The organism is Bradyrhizobium sp. AZCC 1678 (genome assembly GCF_036924765.1).
Taxonomy (GTDB): domain Bacteria; phylum Pseudomonadota; class Alphaproteobacteria; order Rhizobiales; family Xanthobacteraceae; genus Bradyrhizobium; species Bradyrhizobium algeriense.
The window spans coordinates 7,339,302-7,363,929 of the sequence record NZ_JAZHSE010000001.1 but is presented as its reverse complement, the minus strand read 5'-3'; the positions used below and the strand labels follow the sequence as shown (position 1 = coordinate 7,363,929).

The window sequence follows — 24,628 nt, the reverse complement described above, 5'->3', positions numbered from 1 at the left end:
TGCGGCCACAAGGAAAGTATGGATTGCTTCGTCGCTTCGCTCCTCGCAATGACGAGTGCGGCGGCCTCAGTCGAACAGGCTCGACACCGATTCTTCCGACGCGGTGCGGCTGATCGCTTCCGCGATCAGGGGCGCGATCGACAGCGTGCGGATGTTCGCGGCCTTGGTGACCGCCTCGGTCGGCAGGATGGAGTCGGTGATGACGAGTTCCTTCAGCCGCGAGCCGGCGATACGCGCCGCCGCGCCGCCCGACAGCACACCATGGGAGATGTAGGCGTAGACATCCTTGGCGCCGTTGGCGAGCAGCGCATCCGCCGCGTTCACCAGCGTGCCGCCGGAATCCACGATGTCGTCGATCAGGATGCAGGTGTAACCGGCGCAGTCGCCGATCACGTTCATGACTTCGGACTCGCCGGCGCGCTCGCGGCGCTTGTCGATGATGGCGAGCGGCGCGTTGATGCGCTTGGAGAGACCGCGGGCGCGTACCACGCCGCCAACGTCGGGCGACACCACCATCACGTTGGCGAGGTCGAAGCGTTCCTTGATATCGCGCACCATCAGCGGCGAAGCGTAGAGATTGTCGGTCGGGATGTCGAAGAAGCCCTGGATCTGGCCGGCATGCAGGTCGAGCGTCATGACGCGATCGATGCCGGCATGCGTGATCAGGTTGGCGACCAGCTTGGCCGAAATGGGTGCGCGCGAGCCGACCTTGCGATCCTGCCTGGCGTAGCCGAAATAGGGGATCACCGCCGTGATGCGGCGCGCGGACGAGCGGCGCAGCGCATCGGTGATGATCAGCAATTCCATCAGGTGGTCGTTGGCCGGAAACGACGTCGACTGGATGATAAACGCGTCCGAGCCGCGCACGTTCTCGAGCACCTCGACGAAGATTTCGTTGTCGGCAAAGCGGCGGACGCTGGCCTTGGTCAGCGGCAGGTTCAGCCCTTCGGCGATGGCCTGCGCCAGCGCCGGGTTGGAATTGCCGGCGACCAGCTTGATCGAGCCGTTTTTGGCCGCCATCAACGCTTCTCCTCGCGCCTTGCTGGATACGACGTTCAGCATATCGAGAAATCCTCGGAACCGGCGCTTTTGATGGGCGAGGAGATATCAGGCGGGTGGCTTGGCTGGCAACCCGTCGGCCCGGTTTTCCCGGTCAAAAAACGGCAAATACGTGACTTTTACGGGGGCGCCTATTGGGCGCTGTAGCTGAGCGAGGTGACGGCGAGCGCATCCTGCGCGGGTACGGCGCTTTCCACACTCGCGACTGCGGGACCGCGGCGCTCGGGGGCCGGGGCCGGCGCGGCATCTGGAATTCCGTTAATCATACCTGACAGACCACTGAGGCCGGCCTGCGCGATCTTGCGCAATACGAGGTCGTCGGCCGCCGCCCAGGCGTCGCGTCCGGCCTTGCCGGCCGCTTCTTCGCCGGAAAGCCGCAGCGCGCGCTGCTGGTTGTTGTCGTAGACGTCCCAGACCCAGGCGATCACGGTCTTGCCGCGCACCACCTGCGCCGAGAGATAGCCGCGCACGCGGTAGGAAGCCCCGCCCTCGCGGGAGACGATCGACAGGTTGCGCAGCTTCGATTCGCTGTCGAGCACGCTGACCATCCGGTCGAACACCTGCGGCGGCGGGCCGTCGATCGATTCGAACGCCACGGTCGGACCGCTGCCCGTCGAAACCATCGCATACGAGCCGCTGGCTGCGCCTCCGCCGGCACAGCCGCCGAGCGCCGAGGCGACGACAAGCAGCACTGCCGCGATCATGGCGCGCGGCGCTTGCAGGCACGAAGCTGGAACGGTGTTGCTCATTGTTCCCTGCGATATCGTTAAAATGTGTTAAGGTCTAGGGCAGCGGCTGCACCGGCCCCCCAAAAAGATTGCGTCGGGCTCGCGCCCGTTCACCTTGTTGTTGCCAGAATTCTTCAACTCCGCAGGGATGATCCATGCGAGCCTTTGTCCTCGACGGCTATGGCGCGATCGCCGACCAAGTCCGCCTTGCCGAAATCGCCGATCCGGTCCCGGGCCCCGACGACGTCAGAATCGAAATTCATGCCGCCAGCCTCAATCCGATCGACTTCAAGATCGTGCATGGTGACCTGAAGCGCGTCTCGAAATATCAACTGCCCCGTCCGTTCGGGTTCGACGCCAGCGGCTTCGCTGCCGCTCGTCGGGCTGACCACGGTGCAGATGTTCGGGCGTGCCGGTGCGAAGTCCGGACAGCGGGGCAAGGTGGTGTTGAAGGTGCGGTAGGAATCAGTCGCTTGCCATTCTCCGCGTCGGCAAGGGCAGCGATATCACGGTCTGCCTTTAACCTGGCTCGGTCCGGCCAGCCGCAATAACCACAAGGACTTCCGCCTTCTGCCGGCCCAGGCTGTGCACCTGGTGCGGCATCTCCCCGGAGAAATACAGGCAATCGCCCTTTTCGAGCTTGAGCTCTTCACCATCGAGCTCGATCGCGACCCGCCCGCTGACGACGAACAGCATCTCCTCGCCGGAATGGAACGCCCGTTGAATCGTCTTGTTTGCGGCGGTCGAATTCCGTGACGACTTGAACGGTGGCATGAACAGAAACGGCTCCATGCTCTTGTGCGGACGCGCGGCTGCCAAAGCCATCAGTCCGAACGATCCATTCTTCATGGGATCGGCACCTTCTTCCTGATGCCGGTGGACGGTGTAGCGCGGCGCGGCGCTCGATTTCGGATCGAAGAAATAAGCGACGTTGACGTCCAGTGCCGCGGCCATGCGAAGCAGCGCCGCAATCGACGGCGCCTTCAGACCGCGCTCGACCAACGAGATATAGCCGCGCGTGAGCTCGCTCATGCTGGCGAGCCGGTCCAGCGTCAGTCCCCTGGCCGCGCGCAATCTGCGCAGATTGAGGCCCACTCCGGCAGTCCTGCTGACATCAAGCAAAGCGGATCTCCTTCCAGGATCGTCCAGCTGGTGCGGTTCCGGGCATCGGGCACCGATACGCATACAACGAAAGCGGGATGGCCGATATCGTCCTATCAGTAAACATTTGCATTGCAGGAATTTACAGCAAGGGCTGGGAAAATATAGGCAATGATGTGCGAAAATCCGCTGTCTTAGGCTATTTATTTAGCATTCCCTGCCTTTTGCCGACTTCCTCGCCAAATGCCGCTTTTCGCGACGTTGATTTCTATAAGTAAACATGGTCGCTTTCGAACACGCACGGAGGTTCGAGGGGCGATCCTTTGCTGCAGCTTTTTCCGGCGCGGAGATCGCGGCGGTTGCAGCCGCACCCCGAGCGTCAACGTCCACGCTGGGGCGGCTGAACCAGCGAAAATTCCTGAGACGACTGAACTGCGCCGCGGGGAGCCGCGATGCGGAACGGAAAACTGCGCCTGAAACTGAACATGTCTTTTCAAGGAGCGACCGATGACTGTTGCAGAAGGATTCTCCGCCGCTAGCGTCCCGGACGACGCCGCAAATCTGCGGCGTATCGTGTGGTCGAGCGTGATCGGCACCGCCGTCGAGTGGTACGACTTCCTGATCTACGGTGCCGCGACCGCGCTGGTGTTCAACAAGGTGTTTTTCGCCGCTGGCGATCCGGCGCTGGCGACCATTGCCGCCTTCGGCACCTATGCCGTCGGCTTCCTGGCCCGGCCGCTGGGTGCCGCGATCTTCGGCCATTTCGGCGACAAGGTCGGCCGCAAGGCGATGCTCGCCGTTACGATCATCGTCATGGGGCTCGGCACTTTCCTGATCGGTTTGTTGCCGACCTATCAGCAGATCGGCGTCGCGGCTCCGGTGTTGCTGGTCGTGTTGCGCTTCCTGCAAGGCATCGGCCTCGGCGGCGAGTGGGGCGGCGCCGTGCTGATGGTCGTCGAGAACGCGCCGAAGCACCGGCGCGGATTGTTCGGCAGCATGGTTCAGGTCGGCAATCCCATCGGAAACCTGGCGGCGATCGGCATGTTCGCGCTGGTGTCGCAGCTGCCGGAGAGCGAATTCATGGCGTGGGGATGGCGCATTCCGTTCCTGATCTCCGTGCTCCTGGTCGGCGTCGGCCTGTGGATACGGCTGCGCATGGAGGAGACGCCGGCCTTCCGTCAGCTCAAGGCGAGGAACGAGGTCGCAAGGATGCCGGTCCTCGACGTCTTCAAATATCATCGCCGCCCGTTCTTCACCGCGGTGTGCCTGAAGATCTCGGAGATCGCCTATGCCAGTATCGCCGGCGTCTTCGTGATGTCGTATGCAACCTCGCGTCTCGGACTATCGCGCGGGCTGATCCTCAACGGCGCATTCATTGCGTCGTTCGTCGCGCTGTTCTCGATTCCCCTGTTTGGGTGGATGTCGGACAAGCTCGGCCGCAAGACGATGTTCTATGCCAGCTGTCTGTTCTCGGCACTATTCGCATTCCCGCTGTTCTGGCTGCTCGACACCCGCGATCCGACGATCGTGATCCTGACCATCGTGGTTGCGATCAGCTTTGGCCAGATGGTGATGTTCGGCATCGGGGCGCCCTGGTATTCCGAACTGTTCACCGCACGGCTGCGCTATACCGGCGCCTCGCTCGGCTTCCAGGTCGGTGCGGCCTTGAGCGGCGGACTGAGCCCGCTGATCGCAGCGTCACTGATGACCTGGGCCGGCGGCGCCACCTGGCCGGTCTCGCTGTTCCTGATCGCCTGCGCGCTGATCACCGCGATCGCGACATCCGTTGCACCGGAAACGGCCAACAAGGAGCTGACGTGATGCTCGATACCATCCAGACATCCGACCGCGGCGCGGTTGTGCCGGGCTGGACCGGCGTCGTCCGCCACCTCCATGTTACGCCGCGTGCCTTCCTGCCGATGCGCGAGATGCACGAGATCAAGCTGGTCGAAGGCAAGGGCATCGAGGGCGATCGCTACATGATCGGTCGGGAAGCGGGCTTTTATTCGCACAAGCCCGAAGAGGGACGGCAGGTGACACTGTTCGAGTTCGAAACGCTGGTGGCGCTGAAGCGCGACACCAGTATCGAGCTGGGACCTGAGGAACACCGGCGCAACGTCACCGTCGAAGGCGTGCCGCTCACCCATCTGGTCGGACGTCGCTTCTGGCTCGGGGAAACGCTGCTGGAAGCGACGCGGCTGTCGATCCCTTGCCGGCACATCGAGGAGATCACCGGCAAGGCGATTTTCGATCCGCTGATCAACCGATCCGGGCTCAACTGCAAGATCCTCAAGGGCGGGATCGTGCGCATCGGCGACGCCGTGCGGAATTTCCAGTGATGGCTGTTCCGATCACGACGGTCACGACGATCGTCGAGTCCATCGAGGACGCCGGGCCGGACGTCAAATTATTCTCACTGGTCGACCCCGACTGCTGGGAGCTGCCGCCCTTTCGCGCCGGTGCGCATATCGATTTGCGTCTGCCCGGCGGAATGGTTCGAACCTATTCGCTGTGCAACGACCCCGCCGACAACAAATGCTATCGCGTGGCCGTCAAGCGCGAGCCGGCCGGGCGCGGCGGCTCGGCGAAGCTGCACGATCAGGTCAGGGTCGGCGACGTGATCGGCGTTTCGCTGCCGCGCGGCGGATTGGTTTTGGACGCGGCGATCTCCCGCTTCATCTTCGTCGCGGGCGGCATCGGCATCACGCCGTTCTTGTCAGCGGCAGCGTTGCTGCTGCGGATCGGGCGGCCGGACTTCACGCTGCACCTGCTGACGCGCGGCGAGCCGCCGCTGGCGCGCCAGGTGGCGCCATTCGTGCAAAGCGGGCATGTGATCCTGCACGATACGGCTACAGCCGGACGGCCGGATCTTGCCGCACTGATCGGCCTGCCGGCGCCCAAAACGGCGATCGGATGTTGCGGCCCCGCCGGCATGATCGACGACTTCGAGCGGGCTTCGCGTGACTGGCCGGGAGAGCGCGTCCATGTCGAGCGCTTCGTGCCGCCGGCATTGCCGGCTGATCCCAATTCACGGCCGTACACGCTTGCGCTGGCGCGCTCGCAGATCGAAACTCGCGTCGAGCCCGGACAAACCATGCTCGCCGCACTTCTCGATCTCGGCATCGACATTCCGGCATCGTGCTGCGGCGGCATTTGCGGCGCGTGCAAGGTCGACTGGCTCGAGGGCAGCCCCGTGCATCGCGACCGCGTGCTATCGCCGGCCGAGCGCGCCCGCAGCCTGATGGTCTGCGTCGCCGGATCGGCGGGCGTGCGCCTGGTTCTGGACCTCTGACGCTACTCGCGCGCCAGCGCAATCGCGTGGACGTGGCGGCCGTAGTCCGGTTCTTTCCGGTGCACCGAGCGGCGGTAGCTGTAGAAGCGCTCGTCGGAATAGGTATCGACGCCGATATCGTCGATGACAAGCACGCCGGCATTCTCCAGCCGCATGCGGATGAAGCCGGCGAGATCGAACATGGCATGGCCTGATCGAACCGAGGGGATGAAGAACACGGCATTCTCCGCGTCAGCGTCCAGAAAACGCTCGACGAATTCGCTGCCGACCTCATAGGAGTGCTGGCGGATCAGCGGGCCGATGGCGGCGACGATGCCGGAGCGGTCAGCGCCGAGCTTTTCCATCGCCTCGATGGTCGATTCCAGCACGCCCGTCAGCGCGCCCTTCCAGCCGGCATGCGCCGCGCCGATCACGCGCGCGCTTGCGTCGGCAAACAGAACGGGTCCGCAATCCGCGGCGGTGACGCCGATGGCGATGCCTTCGGTGCTTGTGACGAGTGCGTCAGCGCGCGGTTTGTCGCCCTGCCATGGTCCGGTCGCCACCACGACGTCGGGCGAATGGATCTGGTGCGCGCTGAGCAGGCGCTCGGGCGCAACGCCCATTTGCTCGGCCATCCGGCGGCGATTTTCCGCGACACTGGCCGGGTCGTCATTGGAGCCGAGTCCGCCATTGAGGCTTTGGTAAATTCCGCTGGATATCCCGCCCTCGCGGGTGAAGAACGCGTGGCGCAGCCCGGGAATGGCTGCGAGCAGCGACGATCCGAACGTCATGCTGTTTCATCTCCAGGCGCCGGCGGTTCGTCGCTGAGGCCCGCGACCGAGGTGAGGTTGGGTTCGGTGACCGCAAGCACCTTGAACATCGATCCCATACCGCCGCGACCGCTGTCGGTCAGGCGCTTCAGCGCGGCGGAAATATCGGCGGAAACTTCCGGCGTGGTTTTTCCCATTAGCGTGACGGCCCGCGTCTCGATGCCGAGCCGCTTGAGGAATTCGCCCTGCGTCACCGGGCCGTGAACGCGCGCGCCGACATCTTCCGCGGCGCGCGCCAGCGCCTGGAAATCGACATGGGCGGTGACGTCGGCCTGGCCGGGATTCCTCAGGGGATCGGCAAAGCTGTGGCGGGCGATCGCCTGGAAGGTGTCGCCGGCGTCGCTGCGCAGATGGCCGTAATCGATGATCAGCGCCGCGCCGTCCTGGTCGCGCACCCGCGTCGCGATCTTCATCATTTCGGTGTCCGGCCGCCATTCGAACACGGCGCCGACAGGGGCGGCGCGCACCAGCGGCGGCAGCAACACCTCGAAGCGCGGCATCGGCTCGTCGGAAGCTGCGAATACCAGCTTGCCATTGGCGTCGAGGTTGACGACGCGCTCATGCCAGCCGGTCTCGCGCTTGACCACCTGATGGATCGGCAGCACGTCGAAATATTCGTTGGCCAGAATGACCGCGGGGCCCTCGGGCACGTCGTCGATGCTGTCATGCCAGCTGATGTTGCGGGCGCCTGACAGCATCGCGCGCTGTTTTTCGCGCAGCACGGGGTTGATCTCGACGAGATCGATATGGAGCGATTGATAGAGCGGCGGCAGCACCCGGACCGCGCGGAGCGCATCCGCCATCATGGTGCCGCGGCCGGGGCCGAGTTCGACCAGCCGCAGCATCGGCGGCGACCCGATTGCCTTCCATACCGAGGCCGTCCACAGGCCGAGCAGTTCGCCGAACATCTGGCTGACCTCGGGCGCGGTGGTGAAATCGCCCTCGCGGCCCAATGGATCGCGCGACACGTAATAGCCGTGCTCGGGATGCATCAGGCACAATTCCATGTACCGCCAGACCGGCATCGGTCCTGACGATCGGATCAACTTGTGGATCTCCGACTGCAACGGCGAGAATTCGGTCACGGCCTGCCTTAAATCGACTTCTCTATATGCTCCGGCGCCTTGCGGCGCCATGCCTTCATGATCAGGATGGCCCCGACAATGATCATGGGTACCGACAAAAGCATACCCATGGTCAGCCCACCCCACAAAAATCCGAGCTGCGGGTCCGGTTCACGGAAGAATTCGCCGGTAATGCGCGCAAGCGCGTAAATCGTGATGAAGCTGCCGAGGATCAGGCCCGGCCGCTTCAACGCGCCCATCCGGACCATGATCGCCAGGATCGCAAACAGCAGGATACCCTCGAGCGCCGCTTCGTAGAGCTGGCTTGGATGGCGGAAAAGTTGTTTCGCGTCATCGGGAAAGACCATTCTCCAGGGCACGCTGGCATCCGCCTCCCGCCCCCACAACTCGCCTTTGATGAAGTTGGCGAGGCGCCCGAGGAATATTCCGATCGGAGCGACCGCGGTCGTGATGTCGCCAAGCGACAGGATGGGGATATTGTTCTTGAGCGCAAACAGCATCACCGCGGCGACGCAGCCGAGAAAGCCGCCGTGAAAGGACATGCCGCCCTCCCATAATTTGAGAATGGCGGCGGGATGCTCGATGAAGAAGGCGGGATTGTAGAACAGCACATAGCCGGTGCGGCCGCCGAGGATGATGCCGAGGGTGACCCAGAGAATGAAGTCGTCGAGTTGCACGGGCGCGATCGGCGCCGGCCCGCCCCACAATTTCTCGCTTCTGATCAGCGCGCGCGCATATATCCATCCGATCACGATGCCGCTGATATAGGCCAGCGCATACCATCGGATCGCGAGCGGTCCGATCGAGATGGCGACGGGATCGATTACCGGAAAGGTGATGGTGAGGAAGGGCATCCGGTGCGATGCCTACGGCACGAGGTTGCGGCGATAGAGCGCCAGCAGCCGCTCCCAATGCCGCTCGGCGGCATCGCGGTGATAGACCGGACGCTTCGGGAAGGCGAAACCGTGATGGGTGCCAGGGTAGATCTCGACCTCGTTGTTCGATCCCTTCATGCCGGCTGCTACCTTGTCGATAGTCTCCTGCGGCGCATAGATGTCGGTCTCGGCGCAGGCGAAATAGAGTTCGGCCTTGGTCTTGCTTGCAGCGAGATGCGGGCTGTCGGGCTGGTCGGTCGCAAGATGGGTGCCGTAGATCGAAGCCGCCGCCTTCACGCGATCCGGAAAATGCGTCGCCGCGTTGACCGCGTAGCGGCCGCTCATGCAGTAGCCGAGGCTGCCGACGATCTTTGTATTCGCCGCTTCCTGCGTCTCGGCATAGGCGAGCAGCGCCTTGGTGTCTTCCATCACCATGGGAATGTTGATGGAGTTCATGAAGCCGAACATCCGCTTGCGCTCGGGCGCTTCCGGATCCGGCGGGATCGGTCCGAGCTCCATGACGCCGGAGCGGTAATACATATTGGGCAGCATCACGTAGTAACCCGAGGTGCCGAGCCGCCGCGCCATGTCGCGCAGTTCCTCGCGGATCGCCGGCGCATCCATGTAGAAGATGATGACCGGAAACGGCCCGCCGCGTTCGGGATGGGTGATGAAGGTCGTGGTCTTGCCGTCCTTGGTCGCAATATCGATCTGCTGGTCGATCATGGGCGCTTCTTCTTGCTTTGTGACTCTGGGGGGCTGGCTGGACGTTCGATACGATTGCAAGGAAAGGCGGGCATGACAAGGCGAACGGCCGTCAGTCTTGAACCGCGCACTTGAACCTTGCCCTTGAACCCCGCTCTGGGGATTGCCATTGTCATGTCGGTGACGATCAATTTGCAGCGACCGGAGCGTTTTCAGATGACCCAGACCAGCAATCGGTTTTTCGACGAGATCGGCCGTTTGATGAACGACGCCGCCGGCGCCGCCCAGGGCGTCAAGCGCGAGGTCGATACGGTCATGCGCAACCAGGCCGAACGCATCCTGCGCGACCTCGACCTCGTCAAGCGCGAGGAGTTCGACGCGGTCAAGGACATGGCCCGCCTGGCGCGCGAGGAGAACGAGGCGCTCAAGAGCCGGATCGCGGCGCTGGAAGCCAAGCTCGGCATTTCGCCGGCCGCGCCGGATGCCGGCGCAGTCTGAAGACGGGCGGGTAGGGGGCACCCTCCCCTGGAGGGGTCGAGACGAGCGAAGCTCGCTCTTGGGTCGACGGGCGCGAAGCGCGCGGCGGGGTGGGGTGACGGTCTCTCCACACCCGACAGTGCCCGAGTTGAGAGATCACCCCACCCCGTCTCGCATCTTGCGATGCGAGCCGACCCACGAGCGAGCTCCGCTCGTCTCGGACCCCTCCAGGGGAGGGCGGCCAACCCGCCAAAAAATCCCTTCATTTCCTTGTCATTTCGTCCCTTTGGGGCTAAAAGCCCGCCACGTCCGCAGCCCCCGCACCCCTGGAGGCTTGCTGTGGGACGCCAGCGGGCCGCGATGCGGCCTTTAACTTTTTAGAAAACAAGGACTTAACACGATGGCGACCGTCAAGGAATTGAAGGCGACCGCGCGTCCGCAGAGCGGCAAGGGGGCCGCCCGGGCAGAGCGTCGCGCCGGGAGAGTGCCCGGAGTGATCTATGGCAACAACCAGCCCCCCGTGACCATTTCGGTCGACGACAAGGAACTGCGCCAGCGCATTCTGGCCGGCCGCTTCCTGACCACGATTTACGACATCGATCTCGAGGGCAAGAAGCACCGCGTGATTCCGCGCGACTTCCACCTCGATCCGGTCCGTGACTTCCCGTTGCATGTCGATTTCATGCGCCTCGGCGAAGGCGCGACCATCCGCGTGAGCGTCCCCCTGCACGTCGTGAACGGCGAAACCTCGCCCGGCGTCAAGCGCGGCGGTACCATCAACATCGTCACCCACACCGTCGACCTCGAATGCTCGGTCGATAACATCCCGCAGTACCTCGAAGCCGATGCCGGCGCGCTCGAAATCAGCTACTCGCTGCATCTCTCGGACATCAAGCTGCCGACCGGCGTGAAGGCGCTGTCGCGTGAGGACGCGACGCTGGTGACCATCGTGCCGCCGTCCGGCTACGCCGAAGAACAGAAGGCTGCGGCGGCTGCTGCGGCTTCAGGCACGGCCGCTCCGGCGGCGGGTGCCGCTGCGGCGCCGGCTGCTGCTCCTGCGGCAGGTGCTGCGGCTCCGGCGGCTGGCGCGAAAGCGCCGGCTGGTGGCGACAAGAAGAAGTAAGCAGCGGCAGGATGCCGCGTCATGCGCCTGTTTGTCGGTCTCGGTAACCCCGGTTCGAAATACGCGAACAACCGGCACAACATCGGGTTCATGGCCGTCGATGAAATTGCGCGGCGTCACGGTTTCGCACCGTGGCGCCGCCGTTTTCAGGGCGAGACTTCCGAAGGCACGCTCGATCGCGAGAAGGTCGTTCTGCTGCGGCCGACCACCTACATGAACGAGTCCGGGCGCGCGGTTCAGGAAGCCGCGAACTTCTTCAAACTGTCCGCCGGCGAGATCACCGTGTTTCAGGACGAACTCGAACTGCCGGCGGCGAAGGTGCGCGTCAAGATCGGCGGCGGCATCGCCGGTCATAACGGGCTGCGTTCGATCTCCTCGCATATCGGCAACGACTACCGCCGGGTGCGGCTCGGGATCGGTCATCCCGGCGTCAAGGGGCTGGTGCACAGCCACGTGCTATCGGATTTCGCCAAGAGCGACCGCCCCTGGGTGGAAGCGCTGTGCGAAGCGGTGGCCGACAATGCGGGCTTGCTGGCGACGGGCAAGGATTCGACGTTCCAGAACAAGGTTCACCTGGCGCTGCAGGCCAAGGGAATTTTCGACAAAGAGGAAGACGGCGGCGACAAGCCGGCCTGATCTATTCACCGTCATGGCCGGGCCAAAGCGCGAAGCGCGTCTTCGCGCAGATGTCCCGGCCATCCACGTCTTTGCTGGCGGAAGTCGAGAACGTGGATGCCCGGGACAAGCCTGGGCATGACGAATACGGATACAGAGGACGAAATGGGATTCAAATGCGGTATCGTTGGCCTGCCCAATGTCGGCAAGTCGACGCTGTTCAACGCGCTGACCGAGACGGCAGCGGCGCAGGCGGCGAATTATCCGTTCTGCACCATTGAGCCGAATGTCGGCGAGGTCGCCGTGCCTGATCCCAGGCTCGATAAACTGTCTGCCATCGCAGGCTCCGCGCAGATCATCCCGACGCGATTGACCTTCGTCGATATTGCGGGCCTCGTCCGTGGCGCGTCGAAGGGCGAAGGCCTCGGCAACCAGTTCCTCGCCACCATTCGCGAGGTCGACGCGGTCGCGCATGTGGTGCGCTGTTTCGAGGATTCCGACATTACCCATGTCGAAGGCAAGATCGCGCCATTGGCCGACATCGAGACCATCGAAACCGAACTGATGCTCGCCGACCTCGACAGCCTTGAAAAGCGCGTCGACAATCTCGCCAAGAAGGCCAAGGGCAACGACAAGGACGCCAAGGAAGCGCTCGACCTCGTCAACCGCGCATTGGTGCTGCTGCGCGACGGCAGGCCGGCGCGGTTTCTGGAGCGCAAGCCGGAGGAAGAGCGCGCCTTCGGCATGCTGGGCCTCCTGACGTCGAAGCCGGTGCTCTATGTCTGCAATGTCGAGGAAGGTTCGGCCAAGGACGGCAATAGCTTCTCAAAACAGGTGTTCGAGCACGCACAGAAGGAAGGCGCGGTCGCGGTGGTGATCTCGGCCAAGATCGAATCCGAGATCGCGACCCTGTCACGCGAGGAGCGCGCCGATTTTTTGGAGACGCTTGGTCTTGAAGAGGCCGGCCTCGACCGCCTGATTCGCGCCGGCTACCAGCTGCTCGACCTCATCACCTATTTCACCGTGGGCCCGAAGGAGGCCCGCGCCTGGACCATCCACCGCGGCACCAAGGCGCCCGCGTCGGCCGGCGTGATCCATACCGATTTCGAGAAGGGCTTTATCCGGGCCGAGACCATCGCCTATGCCGATTACGTCGCGCTGAACGGCGAAGCCGGCGCCCGCGACGCCGGTAAGCTCAGGCTGGAAGGCAAGGAATATGTCGTCGCCGACGGCGACGTGATGCATTTCAGGTTTAATAACTGAGAACCCTCCACGTCATTGCCTGCGACAAACGCGAAGCGTTTGCGCAAGGGAGCGAAGCGACGAAGCAATCCATCTATCCCCGGGTGGAGAGGTGGATTGCTTCGCTTCGCTCGCAATGACGGTGAGGGGGTTACCGCATCTGCCCCTGATCGCGGATTGCGCCGAGATGCTCGTTGATGCGGAAGACGATCAGGATGAATTCCGCGGCGATGCGTGAAAACACCACGCCGACCACGACGCCGGCGATCGAGGACAACAGCAGGATGAATCCGCCGAACGGGCTGATCGCCATCGCGGCAAGTGCCGAGAAGATCCCGGACAGGCCGAACAGAACGATCAAGCTGATGACCAGCCAGTAGAAGGTCTTGATGATCGTGGGCGTGATGAAGCGGTCCCACTGAAACAGATCCTGAAAATCGAGCATCGATGGTTCTCCGGCGAGTCAAAAACCTGGTCCCAGATGGCACAGGGCTAGCCCCGAAAATTGCTTCGGGCAAGTCAGGGCCGAGCGCCGGGAACGGTACTCGCCTCTGGCGAACGAGCCATGCGGGTGGACGGGTTGAGATTGCTGCAAATAACGGCCACATTCAGGCTTCCCCGCCGTAATCCTCAATCCAAATCGATGATAGATGACAACGCTGACCTTCGAAGATTTCGCGCCCGGCCATTTCGGCACATTCGGACCGCGCCACGTCACGCGCGAGGAGATTTTGGCCTTTGCCGCCGAATTCGATCCGCAGCCGATGCATCTGGACGAGGAGGCGGCCAAGGCGTCGATGCTGAAGGGCCTGTCCGGTTCGGGCTGGCATCTCGGCTCGATCATGATGCGGATGCTGTTCGACGGCTTTATCGGCCGTACCGCCTCGCTCGGCTCGCCCGGCGTCAACGAGATGCGCTGGCTGGCGCCGCTCCGACCGGGCGATGACCTGACGCTGGATGTCGATGTCGCGGAGGCCAGGATTTCGAAGAGCCGTCCCGAGACCGGCATCGTGACCTTCAAGGGGACGATCCGCAACGCGGCCGGCATGGTGCTGTGCGAGATGGAGTCGCCGATCATCGTGCGCCGGCGCACTGAGGCGGGGGCGAAGTAGCGATGCGTTTCTTCGAGGACATCGAGATTGGCGCGCGGCGCGAGTTCGGCTCGTTCACCTTCACCGCCGACGACATCAAGAAGTTTGCCGCCCAGTTCGACCCGCAGCGCTTTCACCTCGATGAGGAAGAGGGGCGCAAATCCCTGTTCGGGGGGCTGGCTGCATCGGGTTGGCACGTCGCCGCGGTCTGCATGAAGCTCCTGGTCGCCGACGGCAAGCGCTTGACGGCCGAGGCTGTCGCGCGCGGCGAGGAGGTCGCGGTGTGGGGGCCGTCGCCTGGCTTTCGTGAATTGCGCTGGATCAAGCCGGTGCTGGCCGGCGACACTATCCACTTTTCCAGTGTAGTTGAAACCAAGCGGACCTCGGAGAAGCGTCCCGAATGGGGCATCGTGCAGGCCCGCAATACCGGTATCAACCAGCGCGGCGAAGTGGCGTATTCTTTCCTCGCAACCGCCTTCGTGCCGCGACGGAAGGCGGGTTGAGGGAAGGCTGCTCTCACCGCGTCATGCCCGGGGGCCGGAACATGGTTAGCGAATTGTGCCGTTAGCTCCTCGTAATCCATGACTCCATGGAACGGATTATTTGCTAACGCATTTTGAACTTTCTGCCTGCCAAATGCTTCTCAGGGGAAGTACCGAGGGGATGACGATGGCAGATCGCGGCAGCCTGAAATTCGTCGGCTTTATTTTCGCAACCGTCACGATGGCGGTGATGCTGACCGCCACGATGGTGGTGAAAAGCTACGCCGACGGCGTCTACACGATCGAGGACACCGCGTTCGTCCGCCAGTAGTTGCGGATCGGATCGCAATGATCTGATAGCCAAGAGCGCTGAAGAAGTTCAGCGGCTCCAGATCAGCGTCATTGCCACGACCGCAAGCGTCAGCAGTCCGACGAAGCGGATCACGATCGTGCCCATGCTGTGCGACGATTGCCGCAGCGGCATTGAATTCATGTTGTCTGGCTGAACGTTTTGCATCGCAGGTAGTGTCCCCAAAAGGTGCCTGCCGTCACGTGACGACATCCGTCTTTGGACGCGAGCGTGTTTATAAAGTTCAGATCGAGCACAGCCAAACAAAACCGCCGCGCTCAGTTACGGAACGCGGCGGAGTGTTAGATTTTTGCAACGATCGCGCTTAGCTGTTGCGCAGACCGTCGGCGGCGCGCTTCCACTGCGTGACGTTGTCGGAGATCATGCGCGTCGACTTCATCGCGGCCTGGCTGAGCTGGGCATAGCCCGAGATTTCGCGCTGGACGCGCTGGCCTTCGGCATGCAGCAGGTCGCGGAGGCTTTCGAGTTCGGAAATCAGCTTCTCGATTTCCGCAAGCGAGGTACCGGCGACCCGCTGGATCAGCGAATTGACGTTGTTGACGGTGGCTTCCGCGTTCGGATCGAGCGGCGCGGTGTCCGGGGCGACCGCGGGGCGGCGCAGATAGGCGATGTCGTTGCGAACGAATTCGCGGATGCCGGCCTCGACTTCTGATACGGCGGCGAGATCGTTGTCGACCTCCGGGGTTTCATCAATCTGTTCGGGGCGAATGGTGGCGTTCATCGGCAATTCCTCTGTTTCGCTTTCAGGCGAGCGCGGACGTCCCCCGCACGACGAAGTGGAGCGTTCCCATCTGCGCTGCCGATTTTGGCCGCATCTTGGCCAATCTGCGGCAATGCTGGATCATTCTCGGGGGGCGGCGTGTCCAGGCCGGAAAACGCGTCAAATCGGGACAATTCCGGGCCTTACCAGCTGCGTTTGAACCCTGCGCTGAGGCTCTTGTTGGCGGCGCCGGACGGCGTTTCGCCGATCGAGCCCGAGATTGTGACGCCGTCGAACAGCTTTTGCTCGGCGCCGACCTTGCGCAGCCATTTGTCATCCGAGGTCGAAAGGGTCTGCCCGGCGATCAGGCTGGTGCCGGTGTCGCTGATGCTGAGCCTCGCGGATTGATCGGTCTCATAGCTGCGGGCCGGATGGCTGACGATGCCGGGCACCGGCACGATGCCCTGCTGGATCAGGTTGTAGTCGTTCTTCAGGGTCACCGAATATTGCTCGCTGAGCGGCAGCGATTTGCTCAAGGAGGTGCCGAGCCTGCTCTGCTCGGATCCGGGATCGACGCGGGCTTCGACCGAGGTCTTGTCCCAGATCGAGGCAACGCCGGGGGCCGTGATCGCCGCCCATGCGGTGCCGGACGATTGCGGCAGGCTGCCGCCATTGGCGAGTTTTTCCGAGAGCAGTTCGGATGTCGTCGCCGTGCCTTGCCGTGCGACCGTCATGTCGGCGCCGATGCGCGTGTCCCAGAACGGCGTGATGGATTGCTTGACCGACACCGCGGACGTGCCGTTCGCCCTTTCATTGGCGGACCACGCGGCTTCCGCGCTGCCGGCGGCTTTCGACGCGCCGCTTCCCTTCGGCGCCGGACCGGTCATGGTCGACGCATCGACATTGAGCAGGCTCCAGTCGAGCTTGCTGACGTCGATGTCCTTCATGATGTCGACGTCGTTGACGCTGGGAGCCGCCTCGGTCTCTTCCGCCTCAGGCATGTCCGCATCGTCGTCCGCCGGCGGCGTTTGTGCCGCTGCCGCCAGTATCGAAGCCAAAGTGATGCCGGCCGCCAGCAATGGCAGCCGTGCCCAGCCAAATCGCATTTTGGGAATCATTGCCCGCCCGCATTCCAAGTCTCGCCCAGAATGCGTTCGCTCTGTCGCGAAATTATGGCGGGTGCAACGATCTTGCTCGCTTCACGCGAACGTCATGGCCGGGCACAGCGCGTCATAGCGCCAGATGACCCGGCCATCCACGCCCCCTTGGGGCTGGCGAAGGAAGACGTGGATGCCCAGGCGCGAAGATGCGATTTGCGCGCCCGGGCATGACGATTGGAATCGATTGACGTGAGCTAGACCGCCATGCGCGGCAGGTGGATCGGATAGCCCACGGTCTGCTCGACCAGATCGAAGGTATCGACCAGCACGCGGAAATTGGTCAGGCGGCCGGCCCTGAACTGGGCGAAATGGGCGATGCGCAGGCTGATCGGCTTGTTCGAATCCAGCGCGGTCAGCGAATAGCGCATCATCGAAGCGGCCGAATCCACGCCCAGCATGATCGATTCGCGGTCGAAGCGGTGGACGCGGAAGTTGTCGGCGATCTGCCTGATCACATCGATCACGGCCGCCTTGCCGCGGCGCGAGCCGAAGAACGGGTACATGTCGATCGGGCCAAAGATCGCCCAGTCAACGTCCTCGTCGAGCAGGGCTTCAAGATCGGCGGGCTGGCGTTCGTTGATCGCGCGATGCAACGCGCGCGAAAAACGCCAGAGACTATGCTCTGTCATTTTGGTCTGGTCCTTGAAACTGGATTTTCAAAACAGCAGTCGCGCCCAAATGGGGCGTCTTCATCGACGCCGGGCCGAAATGCTGAACTTCACTGTTGCAGCTACAAATAGAGGACCATGGCCAAAACGCAATTGCCGTTTTTGCATTGCACAAATGCGGCGGTTTCCGGCCGTTTGCCGATCACTTAACGGTCATGACCGCGCAGCGGCTGCCGCTCGATAGCGATTTCGGCGTCGCGAACGGCGATGATGCCGAACAGCAGGGCGCCGCCAATGCCGCCGATCGCGGCCCCCAGCGGCATGAAGGTGAAGAACACCAGCATCCCGCTATAGCCTTCAAAACTCGTGGTTTTGAAGATTTGCACCCAGGCGAGGCCGGCCCCGATGCCCAGTGCCGCGCCTCCCAAGGTCCCCAACGCCAAACCAAGCAAGGTCAGCAATGCGATCTTCATGTGTTCTTCGTGTCCGGAAACAGCCTTGTGGTGTGTCACGGAGGACGCGATCAGGTTCAATGGCGTTTGGAATATCCGGCGAAGCGTTCCGCATTTCATCTGTCATTCCGGGGCGATGCGTAGCATCGAACCCCAATGTGCAATTGCACATTGTGGAATCTCGAGATTCCCCGATGTGCAATTGCACATCTGAGGTTCGCGTCTTCGACGCGCCCCGGAATGACGGAGTGCGTAGACGCTAGATCGGGTCCGGCCGCCTGCCGGTCAGGATCGCGGCGATATCGCGTTCGAGCAGTTGCTGGACCAGATCGAAGGTGTCGATGACTTCCCTGATATGGCTGATCTTGCCGTTGCGCAGTGTGTAGAAGCCGGCGATGTCGAACTGCACCATGCGCTGATTGATGTTCTTGCGGAAGAACACGCGGATGAACGCGGACGCCTTGTCGTTCTCGGTGACCAGCATCGGCACCTCGCAGCGCAGCTCGGAATAGCGGGCGCGCACCGCATTCCACATCTCGCGCATTTCGGCCTTGCCGCGGCGATGGCCCATGTGCGGCAGGATGTCGATCGGGGCGTTGGCGAGGAATTCGATGTCGTCGGTGCAGCGCTCCAGCGCGGCCTCGACATCGCCGGAATACAGGACGTTGAGGAAATCCAGCACGTGCTGACGATTTGATCCCTCGGTCATTCGCCCACCTACCTGTGCTCGATCGGCTCTTGCGGCCGGCCCCATTGTGAACGGAACGGCAGAAGTATCAGCCAAAGGAACTAAAGTATCTGTCGCGATGGTTTCGAAATGGTTCACTGCTACGGGCCGTGCGGCGGGAAGGGGCGCGGGGCGGTATCTTATTGCTTTCCGAGCGCCGCTTCCGGGGGCGTCCTTCTGTTCGAAGATCACCGAGCCGCGCCGAAATCGGTGGCATGGGTTTTTGCGGCCGGCGACAATGCATGCGCCGTTGCATGCAACCGTTCCGGGGAACGATCCCTCCACGGCCGGCGTTGCTTTCGATTGATAACGGAGACCATGATGACGAAACCCGTTCCGCCCGTCCCGCAAGATAACCAGAGCCACAAGGGCCCTGGCAGCGCGCCCAGCGTTCCGCTCGATACCACCAAGGGCCATCGCGACGACGAGAAGAACAACATCCGCGAACAGGCCGAGCACGGCAACATGACGCAGAACACGAGCAACCGCCGGTCGGGGTGAGGCGGCGGCGCCGTCATTGCGAGCGAAGCGAAGCAATCCACAGGCTGTAAAGAAAGAATGGATTGCTTCGTCGCTTCGCTCCCTTGCGCAAACGCTTCGCGTTTGTCGCAGGCAATGACGCGGCTGCGATTTCGGATTCGAATGTCAAACAGCTAGAACCGCAGGATGGGTGGAGCGAAGCGATACCCATCAATCGTGATGGACGCAGCGCGCGATGGGTTTCGCTTCGCTCCACCTATCCTACAAGGAGACACGCCTTCGCATTCTCGCGGCGCGACGCGCCCGAAGTCATGCGATCGGCGATGCCCTCGAAAAACGAAGAGGGCGCAGGGAAAGCCGGGTGCCCTCAGCACCCGCAGTCGTGCGCACAAAATGCACACGGGTGACTGCAAGGTGCGCCGGAACACCCGGCCTTCCCTGCGCAATGGTTTTACGGCTTATAGCGCGCTCTTCCCGGCGACGAATTCCTCTTGCCACCGTCGCTGACGGATTGGCGATTAGCCCGGTTGGGGCCGACAAATCTCCATCAGCTTGACACCAGCCACGGGTGCCAGAACCACACGCCTTTGCCGTCCGCGGCTTCCTCCACCAAAACGCTTCGACCGGCTCATGTGCTGCCGACCAAAATCCTGGCGAAGGCGTTTAAGCGCCGGTCGTCTGCGCGCCGGATAATCGCTCACGGAAAATCCGCCCTGCGACCCCTCGCGCGCCCAACGCTGCCGCGTCCATCGCATCCCGCACCCAACGTCCGTGACGATCGCGATACGCCCCTCTAGCGGGTGCGGGATGGCGGGAGTTGTAGAGGTGATTTGGGGTAACCGCGAAGCGAATTATTTTCGCGACGAGGACTGGACCAAGCCATGTGTGATTTGCCCGGCAAGCAACGCAATCGGTAGTAGTGTTCTCGCGAAAGAGGCGTAGGCGGCTCGAGGGGCTGCGGCTCGCCGTCGACGCGTGGATCGAGCAGGACGGCAAGCGCCGCTGGCCAAATACATTCAGGATGCTTTCAAGAATTTGAAAGCCGAGATCTGACTGGCCACCGATCGATTGGACACTTGCCTAACTAGCGACACGACAGTCCTGCCTCAATCTCGGTCCAAAAGCCGCAATGCGAATTTGCGTGCGCGCCGTGGTGTGTCGCGTGAAGCAAAAGCACCAAGGTGATCGCGAGGAATGTAAGAGAAGCGAGAAGGATACGTGGCATGTTAATCCGTAGTTGCTGTTAAGGCGCTCGCGTCGATACAGGTCAGCATCGCCCATAAGGGCACTGGGTGGAGCCCGAGCTGCTCGCCGAGATCGAGTACCGGTCAGGTCAGCCGAGAGCAAGGTGCGCCATCCATTCTTCAAGGGTTACGGGGATACGCCGGCCATAGGTGCGACGAGTTCCCAAGGAACAGTTGAATTGGTCTGCTATGGGTCGGCGGAGGGGCGGGTTGAGCGTACGTTGAAGCCGATATTCACCGCGTCACCGCTTCTCGAAAGCTTGACCTCGTTCCGGCGCGTCGGTTCCGCATCGGGCCGAACTGGTCGGCGCTCCGCCTGATGACGAAATGCCGCCAAATAGCAATGCTTCCGTCGGCCGATCTCCAATACGTATTAAGTTAAGGTCCGCTATGAGTTCGTTCGAGGAATCTCCGGCAGTCCCGCACCGTGGCGCTTCTGACGGGCTGGATTTCGCTCCGGAAGCCCTTAGCCGTTTAGCGCGGCGAGATCGGGCCTCTCAAGGCAAACCAGCGATTTCGTCAGTTCGACCGCTCCTGCTATGCGTTCTGTCGCTGGCGGTGCTTGCGCTCGACTGCAACGCCGTTCGAGCCCAAGGCACAGTCCCTGACAGAGAATTGGTAGTGGCGACCAAGGAGGCCCCGCCCTTCGCGATGAAGCAGCCGGATGGGAGCTGGGGCGGTATCAGCATCGAACTTTGGAGAAAAATCGCTGCTGGAGCGCATCTGCGCTTTCGCTTGGTCGAGACCCAGAACGTGCAGGATCTGCTGGATGACGTCGCGAAGGGCACCCTTGACGCCGGTGTCGCGGCAGTAACTGTGACCGCTGGGCGCGCACGCAGCGTCGATTTTACGCAACCCTTCTACAACACCGGACTTGGGATTGCGGTGCCCATCAATGAAAGCGCCTGGGTATCGATCGGGCGGGCACTTCTTTCCTTCGGCTTCTTCCAGGCTGTCGCGGTACTGCTTTGTTTTGCGATGGCGGTCGGCTTCCTCATTTGGCTACTGGAACGCCGGAAAACGGAACATTTCGGCGGAGGAGCCAAGGGGCTCGGCTCCAGCTTCTGGTGGTCGACTATCGCCATGACACAGGCGGGAGCTGCTCAGAATGCGCCGGCAACTCTTCCAGGGCGAATCGTCGCAACCGGGTGGATGATCGCTTCCGTCATCGCCATAGCCGTGTTCACCGCAGGTATCACCTCCACCCTCACGCGCCGAGGGCTCGAAGGCGCCGTTCACGGCTTCAACGACTTACGATCCGTGCGCGTCGGCGCCGTCGCGAACTCTGCGACAACCGACTACCTAACTCGTCAGCAACTTTCCTTTCGAGCATTTCCGGACCCTCAAAGCGGCCTATCTGCATTGAGCCGCGGCGCGATCGATGCCTTCGTCCATGACAAACCGCTTCTGACCTGGACCGTCCGGAAGGATTTCTCGGCCTCGGTTCGTATTGTCGACACCAGCTTCAGCAGCGAGAGCTATGCAATCGTGCTGCCGAAGGGCAGTACCTTGCGGCCAATGCTCGATCTCGCCGTGCTCGATCAGATCGAAAGCGATTGGTGGCGACAAACGCTGTTCCAAACCCTTGGAAATGCACGATCTCCCTAACTGACCGTGCGACCCCCATCCGCTTTCAGTGTTATCTCAAGTTCCGCAGGCCGTGCGCGAGTGGAAAGGCGCCATTCCGCCGCTTGCGGCAGGTCAACACGACGGTGCTATGTGAAATCAGGAACCGCGCGGCGCGATCTCTCGATTAAGTGGTATGCGACTTTTGTACCAAAGCAGCAATGGCGACGCTTGGCTGTGGACGCGCGATCCGGCGTCGAAGTTGCCGGTCGTGAAACACGAGCCAAACGTGAGCTCTGGCGGACAAATCTCCACACGGATATCGGCAAATTCCTCCGAGACGGTGCAAACGGCCCAGAGCACCAGGCGCTACTAAGGCTTATCGGCACGCTGATGGATAACTGATGGCACGAGCCAGCCAGCGGGAGCTCCCGAATTTGTAGCCTCAATTCAACGAAACTAGCACGACTTGCCCTTGACGCCCGGCCGGTGCCTCGGGATGCTGCACCCGGCAGCAGCAAGTCCAAGGATAACTCATGGCGATCATTTCAGTTCTAATTGGCGTTCTGATCATTGTGGTCGTGGGCGCAATCTGTTTTTGGGCCATCGACAAGTTTGCTACCGACGGCCGATTGGCAAACCTCCTCAAATTGCTGGTGGTGCTCGTTTGCTTAGGCGCGATTGTGCAACGCCTGCTTGTCCTAACCTATTAGCCCGTACCCCTCGTGATATATCCTCCACGCACGTTACGTCAAACGGCCGGCAGTATCGCGATCCAAGCGACACCACAGCCAGCGGATGGTTTGGTCGTCCGCGATCATCCTATGCCATTCATCTGATGAGTGGATGATTTGATTGGGGTTGCGAAGTCGTTAGAAAAACGGTTTGACCGTCAGCCCTGCCGCCCGGGCATCCTGTATGAATGTATGTGCTTCCTCATTGGACATGGTGAGGTCAACGCCGCCGAGGAATTCCTCTCCCTTGGCAGTATTCGCACGGAATGTCGTCTCGTGTCTGCGGATATCAACTGTATAGTCAATGTCGCTTTGTGCTTCGGGCATGGCATTCTCCTCGATCCGAAGCCTGTCGCCGATGCAAAGAACGAGCTCTAGGCGAAGAACGTCCATGACCAGCTGATCAGGCCGACCGGCTTGAACAGGAACCAAAAGAGACTAACCTTCAACCACCGCTGTTTGCACGACATTTTGCCATGACCCGTGGCGTTTGCTTTGGCATTTGTAACGATAGGCGCTCTGTTCGCTTATCTGCTCGTTCATGATTTTTGGACCAGTCAACCCCAAAGAGCGGTTCTCGTCGCGACCATTTACTTCGGCTCGTTCACCGTGATCGGCGCACAGCTCCGAATTTTTTCGGAATTTGGTGGATGGTCGCTCGCGAGCTTCCGCTCGTCTGCTGCGGGTCATCCGCGATCTTTTGACCGCTCACCCGTCGATTGCGGTCTACCCCGACAAGCGGACCATTTCCGAGCCGTACAACCGCGACCCAGTTCAGATGCCGAGTGCGCTCTGGTAGGCGAAGAGCGCCGGAGCGCCGCCGGTGTGCAGGAAGATGATATCCTCGTCGTTGCGCCAGAGCCCCTGGCGGATCAGGGCGATCAGGCCTGCGAGTCCTTTGCCGGAATAGACGGGATCGAGCGGAAGCGCCTCGAGCCGGCCGGCGAGGCGGATCGCTTCAATGGTGGCTTCGTGCGGGACGCCGTAGGCAGGGCCCGCATGACCCGCGACGACTTCCACGCTTGCTTCGTCGAAGGGAATATCAAGCAGATCGGACGCTTCGCGCGCAAACGTCACGACATCGGCGCGCGCCCGCGCGGGCTCGGCGTCGATATCAATCCCGACGATCCCTGTGTTGGGCATCGCCACGGCGGCGCCGGCGACGAGGCCCGCCTGCGTGCCGGCGCTTCCGGTGCAGTGCACGATAGCGGCCTGTGCAAAACCCAATCGCGCGGCCTGCGGTTCGATCTCGGCAATCGTCGTGGCATAGGCGACGGCGCCCAGCGCATTCGAGACGCCGTAGGGCACAAAGTACGGCTTGTGACCCTTCGCCTGGAGATCGCCGACGAGCGTGCGAATGGCGGCATTGCGGTCACCGGTCCAAGGCACGTCATGGAGATGCGCGCCGAACAGCCGATTGAGAAACGCGTTGCCCGAGGTCTTGTATTCCGGCGTCGGCGGTTCGAGCCGGCCGTGGTAGACCGCAAGATGGCACGCGAGGCCGAGCTTTGCCGCCACCGCCGCGACCTGCCGCTGGCTGTTCGACTGCACGACGCCGCCCGAGACGATCGTATCGGCGCCGCTCGCAAGGGCCTCATGCAGGACATAGTCGAGCTTGCGCAACTTGTTGCCGCCAAAACCGAGCCTTGTCGCATCTTCGCACTTGACCCACAGCCGCGGGCCGCCGAGATGCGCCGTCAGCCGCGTCATCGGCTCGAGCGGGATCGGCAGTTGGCTAACCCCAAGCGAGGGAAGGCGGCGAGTCGGTCGGATAACGGCCTGCGATCAATTTGCATCGTTCTGTCCGTCTGATTTGCAAGTGACATTCAACAATGGTGGGTCCAGCCGACGCAATTGACCCAATTGCGACATTTGCCCGTATAGCCATCCCAGGTGACCCGTT

The 24,628-nt window shown here is 62.3% G+C and carries 31 protein-coding genes; 14 read left to right on the top strand and 17 right to left on the bottom strand.

Going from position 1 to position 24,628, the window contains the following annotated elements; genetic code table 11:
• Window positions 1–66: 66 nt before the first annotated feature.
• Both V1294_RS35085 and V1294_RS35080 read right to left on the bottom strand, forming a co-directional pair.
• On the bottom strand, window positions 67–1,020 hold the full coding sequence (locus V1294_RS35085) for a ribose-phosphate pyrophosphokinase (RefSeq protein ID WP_190242091.1): 954 nt from the start codon (window positions 1,018–1,020) through the stop codon (window positions 67–69).
• 170 nt (window positions 1,021–1,190) lie between these two features.
• On the bottom strand, window positions 1,191–1,808 hold the full coding sequence (locus V1294_RS35080; RefSeq protein ID WP_334485163.1) for a hypothetical protein: 618 nt from the start codon (window positions 1,806–1,808) through the stop codon (window positions 1,191–1,193).
• 134 nt (window positions 1,809–1,942) lie between these two features.
• Between V1294_RS35080 and V1294_RS35075 the strand changes: the two genes are divergently transcribed.
• The gene (locus tag V1294_RS35075; RefSeq protein ID WP_334503727.1) at window positions 1,943–2,338 is read left to right on the top strand and encodes an alcohol dehydrogenase catalytic domain-containing protein; all 396 of its coding nucleotides are present in this window, start codon (window positions 1,943–1,945) and stop codon (window positions 2,336–2,338) included.
• Here the strand turns inward: V1294_RS35075 and V1294_RS35070 are convergent.
• On the bottom strand, window positions 2,307–2,909 hold the full coding sequence (locus V1294_RS35070) for a helix-turn-helix domain-containing protein (protein WP_334503724.1): 603 nt from the start codon (window positions 2,907–2,909) through the stop codon (window positions 2,307–2,309). The two genes, V1294_RS35075 and V1294_RS35070, sit on opposite strands and share 32 nt — an antisense overlap.
• A gap of 486 nt (window positions 2,910–3,395) precedes the next feature.
• On the opposite strand from V1294_RS35070, the gene V1294_RS35065 reads away from it, so the two are divergent.
• The 3 genes from V1294_RS35065 to V1294_RS35055 are packed head-to-tail and all read left to right on the top strand — an operon-like array spanning window position 3,396 to window position 6,180.
• Entirely contained in the window at window positions 3,396–4,709 is a 1,314-nt protein-coding gene (locus V1294_RS35065; RefSeq protein WP_334503722.1) for an MFS transporter, read from the top strand.
• On the top strand, window positions 4,709–5,227 hold the full coding sequence (locus V1294_RS35060) for an MOSC domain-containing protein (protein ID WP_334503719.1): 519 nt from the start codon (window positions 4,709–4,711) through the stop codon (window positions 5,225–5,227). The genes V1294_RS35065 and V1294_RS35060 overlap by 1 nt, the downstream gene beginning before the upstream one ends.
• Entirely contained in the window at window positions 5,227–6,180 is a 954-nt protein-coding gene (locus V1294_RS35055) for a PDR/VanB family oxidoreductase (protein WP_334503716.1), read from the top strand. Before V1294_RS35060 ends, V1294_RS35055 begins: the two co-directional genes overlap by 1 nt.
• A gap of 2 nt (window positions 6,181–6,182) precedes the next feature.
• On the opposite strand, the gene pgeF is transcribed toward V1294_RS35055, so the two are convergent.
• The 4 genes from pgeF to V1294_RS35035 are packed head-to-tail and all read right to left on the bottom strand — an operon-like array spanning window position 6,183 to window position 9,675.
• Window positions 6,183–6,950 carry a peptidoglycan editing factor PgeF gene (gene pgeF, locus V1294_RS35050; protein WP_334485150.1) on the bottom strand — a complete coding sequence of 256 codons (768 nt, stop codon included), beginning with the start codon at window positions 6,948–6,950 and terminating at the stop codon, window positions 6,183–6,185.
• A complete protein-coding gene (locus V1294_RS35045; RefSeq protein ID WP_334485148.1) occupies window positions 6,947–8,074 on the bottom strand; it encodes a class I SAM-dependent methyltransferase in 1,128 nt (375 codons plus the stop codon). Before V1294_RS35045 ends, pgeF begins: the two co-directional genes overlap by 4 nt.
• An 8-nt stretch (window positions 8,075–8,082) precedes the next feature.
• Complete coding sequence (gene lgt, locus V1294_RS35040; RefSeq protein ID WP_334503714.1) at window positions 8,083–8,928, bottom strand: prolipoprotein diacylglyceryl transferase; 846 nt, start codon at window positions 8,926–8,928, stop codon at window positions 8,083–8,085.
• A gap of 12 nt (window positions 8,929–8,940) precedes the next feature.
• Window positions 8,941–9,675, bottom strand: coding sequence for a dienelactone hydrolase family protein (locus V1294_RS35035; protein ID WP_334503712.1), 735 nt, complete (start codon window positions 9,673–9,675; stop codon window positions 8,941–8,943).
• A 195-nt stretch (window positions 9,676–9,870) separates the two neighbouring features.
• On the opposite strand from V1294_RS35035, the gene V1294_RS35030 reads away from it, so the two are divergent.
• From V1294_RS35030 to ychF, 4 genes are all read left to right on the top strand, one after another.
• Complete coding sequence (locus V1294_RS35030) at window positions 9,871–10,152, top strand: accessory factor UbiK family protein (protein ID WP_334503710.1); 282 nt, start codon at window positions 9,871–9,873, stop codon at window positions 10,150–10,152.
• A 379-nt stretch (window positions 10,153–10,531) separates the two neighbouring features.
• The gene (locus tag V1294_RS35025) at window positions 10,532–11,254 is read left to right on the top strand and encodes a 50S ribosomal protein L25/general stress protein Ctc (RefSeq protein WP_334485142.1); all 723 of its coding nucleotides are present in this window, start codon (window positions 10,532–10,534) and stop codon (window positions 11,252–11,254) included.
• A gap of 21 nt (window positions 11,255–11,275) precedes the next feature.
• The gene (gene pth / locus V1294_RS35020; protein WP_334503708.1) at window positions 11,276–11,890 is read left to right on the top strand and encodes an aminoacyl-tRNA hydrolase; all 615 of its coding nucleotides are present in this window, start codon (window positions 11,276–11,278) and stop codon (window positions 11,888–11,890) included.
• A gap of 144 nt (window positions 11,891–12,034) precedes the next feature.
• Entirely contained in the window at window positions 12,035–13,132 is a 1,098-nt protein-coding gene (gene ychF, locus V1294_RS35015; protein ID WP_334489960.1) for a redox-regulated ATPase YchF, read from the top strand.
• A gap of 130 nt (window positions 13,133–13,262) precedes the next feature.
• Here ychF and V1294_RS35010 read toward each other — a convergent pair whose 3' ends face one another.
• Window positions 13,263–13,556, bottom strand: a complete 294-nt coding sequence (locus tag V1294_RS35010) for a DUF4282 domain-containing protein (protein ID WP_334485138.1) — start codon at window positions 13,554–13,556, stop codon at window positions 13,263–13,265.
• Window positions 13,557–13,761: 205 nt separating this feature from the next.
• On the opposite strand from V1294_RS35010, the gene V1294_RS35005 reads away from it, so the two are divergent.
• The 3 genes from V1294_RS35005 to V1294_RS34995 all read left to right on the top strand — a co-directional run bounded on the left by V1294_RS35005 (window position 13,762) and on the right by V1294_RS34995 (window position 15,015).
• Window positions 13,762–14,223 (top strand): MaoC family dehydratase, encoded by a 462-nt coding sequence (locus V1294_RS35005; protein WP_334503706.1) that lies wholly within the window; start codon window positions 13,762–13,764, stop codon window positions 14,221–14,223.
• A gap of 2 nt (window positions 14,224–14,225) precedes the next feature.
• Window positions 14,226–14,705 (top strand): MaoC family dehydratase, encoded by a 480-nt coding sequence (locus tag V1294_RS35000; RefSeq protein WP_334503704.1) that lies wholly within the window; start codon window positions 14,226–14,228, stop codon window positions 14,703–14,705.
• A 160-nt stretch (window positions 14,706–14,865) separates the two neighbouring features.
• Window positions 14,866–15,015 (top strand): hypothetical protein, encoded by a 150-nt coding sequence (locus V1294_RS34995; protein WP_334505014.1) that lies wholly within the window; start codon window positions 14,866–14,868, stop codon window positions 15,013–15,015.
• A gap of 48 nt (window positions 15,016–15,063) precedes the next feature.
• On the opposite strand, the gene V1294_RS34990 is transcribed toward V1294_RS34995, so the two are convergent.
• The 6 genes from V1294_RS34990 to V1294_RS34965 form a co-directional block, all read right to left on the bottom strand.
• A complete protein-coding gene (locus V1294_RS34990) occupies window positions 15,064–15,201 on the bottom strand; it encodes a hypothetical protein (protein WP_156438246.1) in 138 nt (45 codons plus the stop codon).
• Window positions 15,202–15,358: 157 nt separating this feature from the next.
• Window positions 15,359–15,775: a hypothetical protein gene (locus V1294_RS34985; protein ID WP_108522014.1), complete on the bottom strand. Its 417-nt coding sequence runs from the start codon at window positions 15,773–15,775 to the stop codon at window positions 15,359–15,361.
• Between the two features lie 182 nt (window positions 15,776–15,957).
• On the bottom strand, window positions 15,958–16,860 hold the full coding sequence (locus tag V1294_RS34980) for a hypothetical protein (RefSeq protein ID WP_334503701.1): 903 nt from the start codon (window positions 16,858–16,860) through the stop codon (window positions 15,958–15,960).
• 248 nt (window positions 16,861–17,108) lie between these two features.
• The gene (locus tag V1294_RS34975; RefSeq protein WP_334503699.1) at window positions 17,109–17,543 is read right to left on the bottom strand and encodes a nuclear transport factor 2 family protein; all 435 of its coding nucleotides are present in this window, start codon (window positions 17,541–17,543) and stop codon (window positions 17,109–17,111) included.
• 185 nt (window positions 17,544–17,728) lie between these two features.
• The gene (locus V1294_RS34970) at window positions 17,729–17,995 is read right to left on the bottom strand and encodes a hypothetical protein (RefSeq protein ID WP_334504959.1); all 267 of its coding nucleotides are present in this window, start codon (window positions 17,993–17,995) and stop codon (window positions 17,729–17,731) included.
• Between the two features lie 238 nt (window positions 17,996–18,233).
• Window positions 18,234–18,683, bottom strand: a complete 450-nt coding sequence (locus V1294_RS34965; RefSeq protein ID WP_108522012.1) for a nuclear transport factor 2 family protein — start codon at window positions 18,681–18,683, stop codon at window positions 18,234–18,236.
• Between the two features lie 339 nt (window positions 18,684–19,022).
• Here V1294_RS34965 and V1294_RS34960 point away from each other — a divergent pair, with 339 nt between their 5' ends.
• From V1294_RS34960 to V1294_RS34950, 3 genes are all read left to right on the top strand, one after another.
• Window positions 19,023–19,202: a hypothetical protein gene (locus tag V1294_RS34960; RefSeq protein WP_334485125.1), complete on the top strand. Its 180-nt coding sequence runs from the start codon at window positions 19,023–19,025 to the stop codon at window positions 19,200–19,202.
• A gap of 1,844 nt (window positions 19,203–21,046) precedes the next feature.
• Complete coding sequence (locus tag V1294_RS34955) at window positions 21,047–22,033, top strand: transporter substrate-binding domain-containing protein (RefSeq protein ID WP_334485123.1); 987 nt, start codon at window positions 21,047–21,049, stop codon at window positions 22,031–22,033.
• A gap of 494 nt (window positions 22,034–22,527) precedes the next feature.
• Window positions 22,528–22,704, top strand: coding sequence for a hypothetical protein (locus V1294_RS34950; protein WP_171985690.1), 177 nt, complete (start codon window positions 22,528–22,530; stop codon window positions 22,702–22,704).
• 159 nt (window positions 22,705–22,863) lie between these two features.
• Here V1294_RS34950 and V1294_RS34945 read toward each other — a convergent pair whose 3' ends face one another.
• The 3 genes from V1294_RS34945 to V1294_RS34935 form a co-directional block, all read right to left on the bottom strand.
• Window positions 22,864–23,052 (bottom strand): hypothetical protein, encoded by a 189-nt coding sequence (locus V1294_RS34945; protein ID WP_334503695.1) that lies wholly within the window; start codon window positions 23,050–23,052, stop codon window positions 22,864–22,866.
• A 111-nt stretch (window positions 23,053–23,163) separates the two neighbouring features.
• Window positions 23,164–23,415, bottom strand: coding sequence for a hypothetical protein (locus V1294_RS34940; RefSeq protein ID WP_334503694.1), 252 nt, complete (start codon window positions 23,413–23,415; stop codon window positions 23,164–23,166).
• An 84-nt stretch (window positions 23,416–23,499) separates the two neighbouring features.
• Entirely contained in the window at window positions 23,500–24,450 is a 951-nt protein-coding gene (locus V1294_RS34935; protein WP_334504956.1) for a D-cysteine desulfhydrase family protein, read from the bottom strand.
• Between the last annotated feature and the right edge of the window lie 178 nt (window positions 24,451–24,628).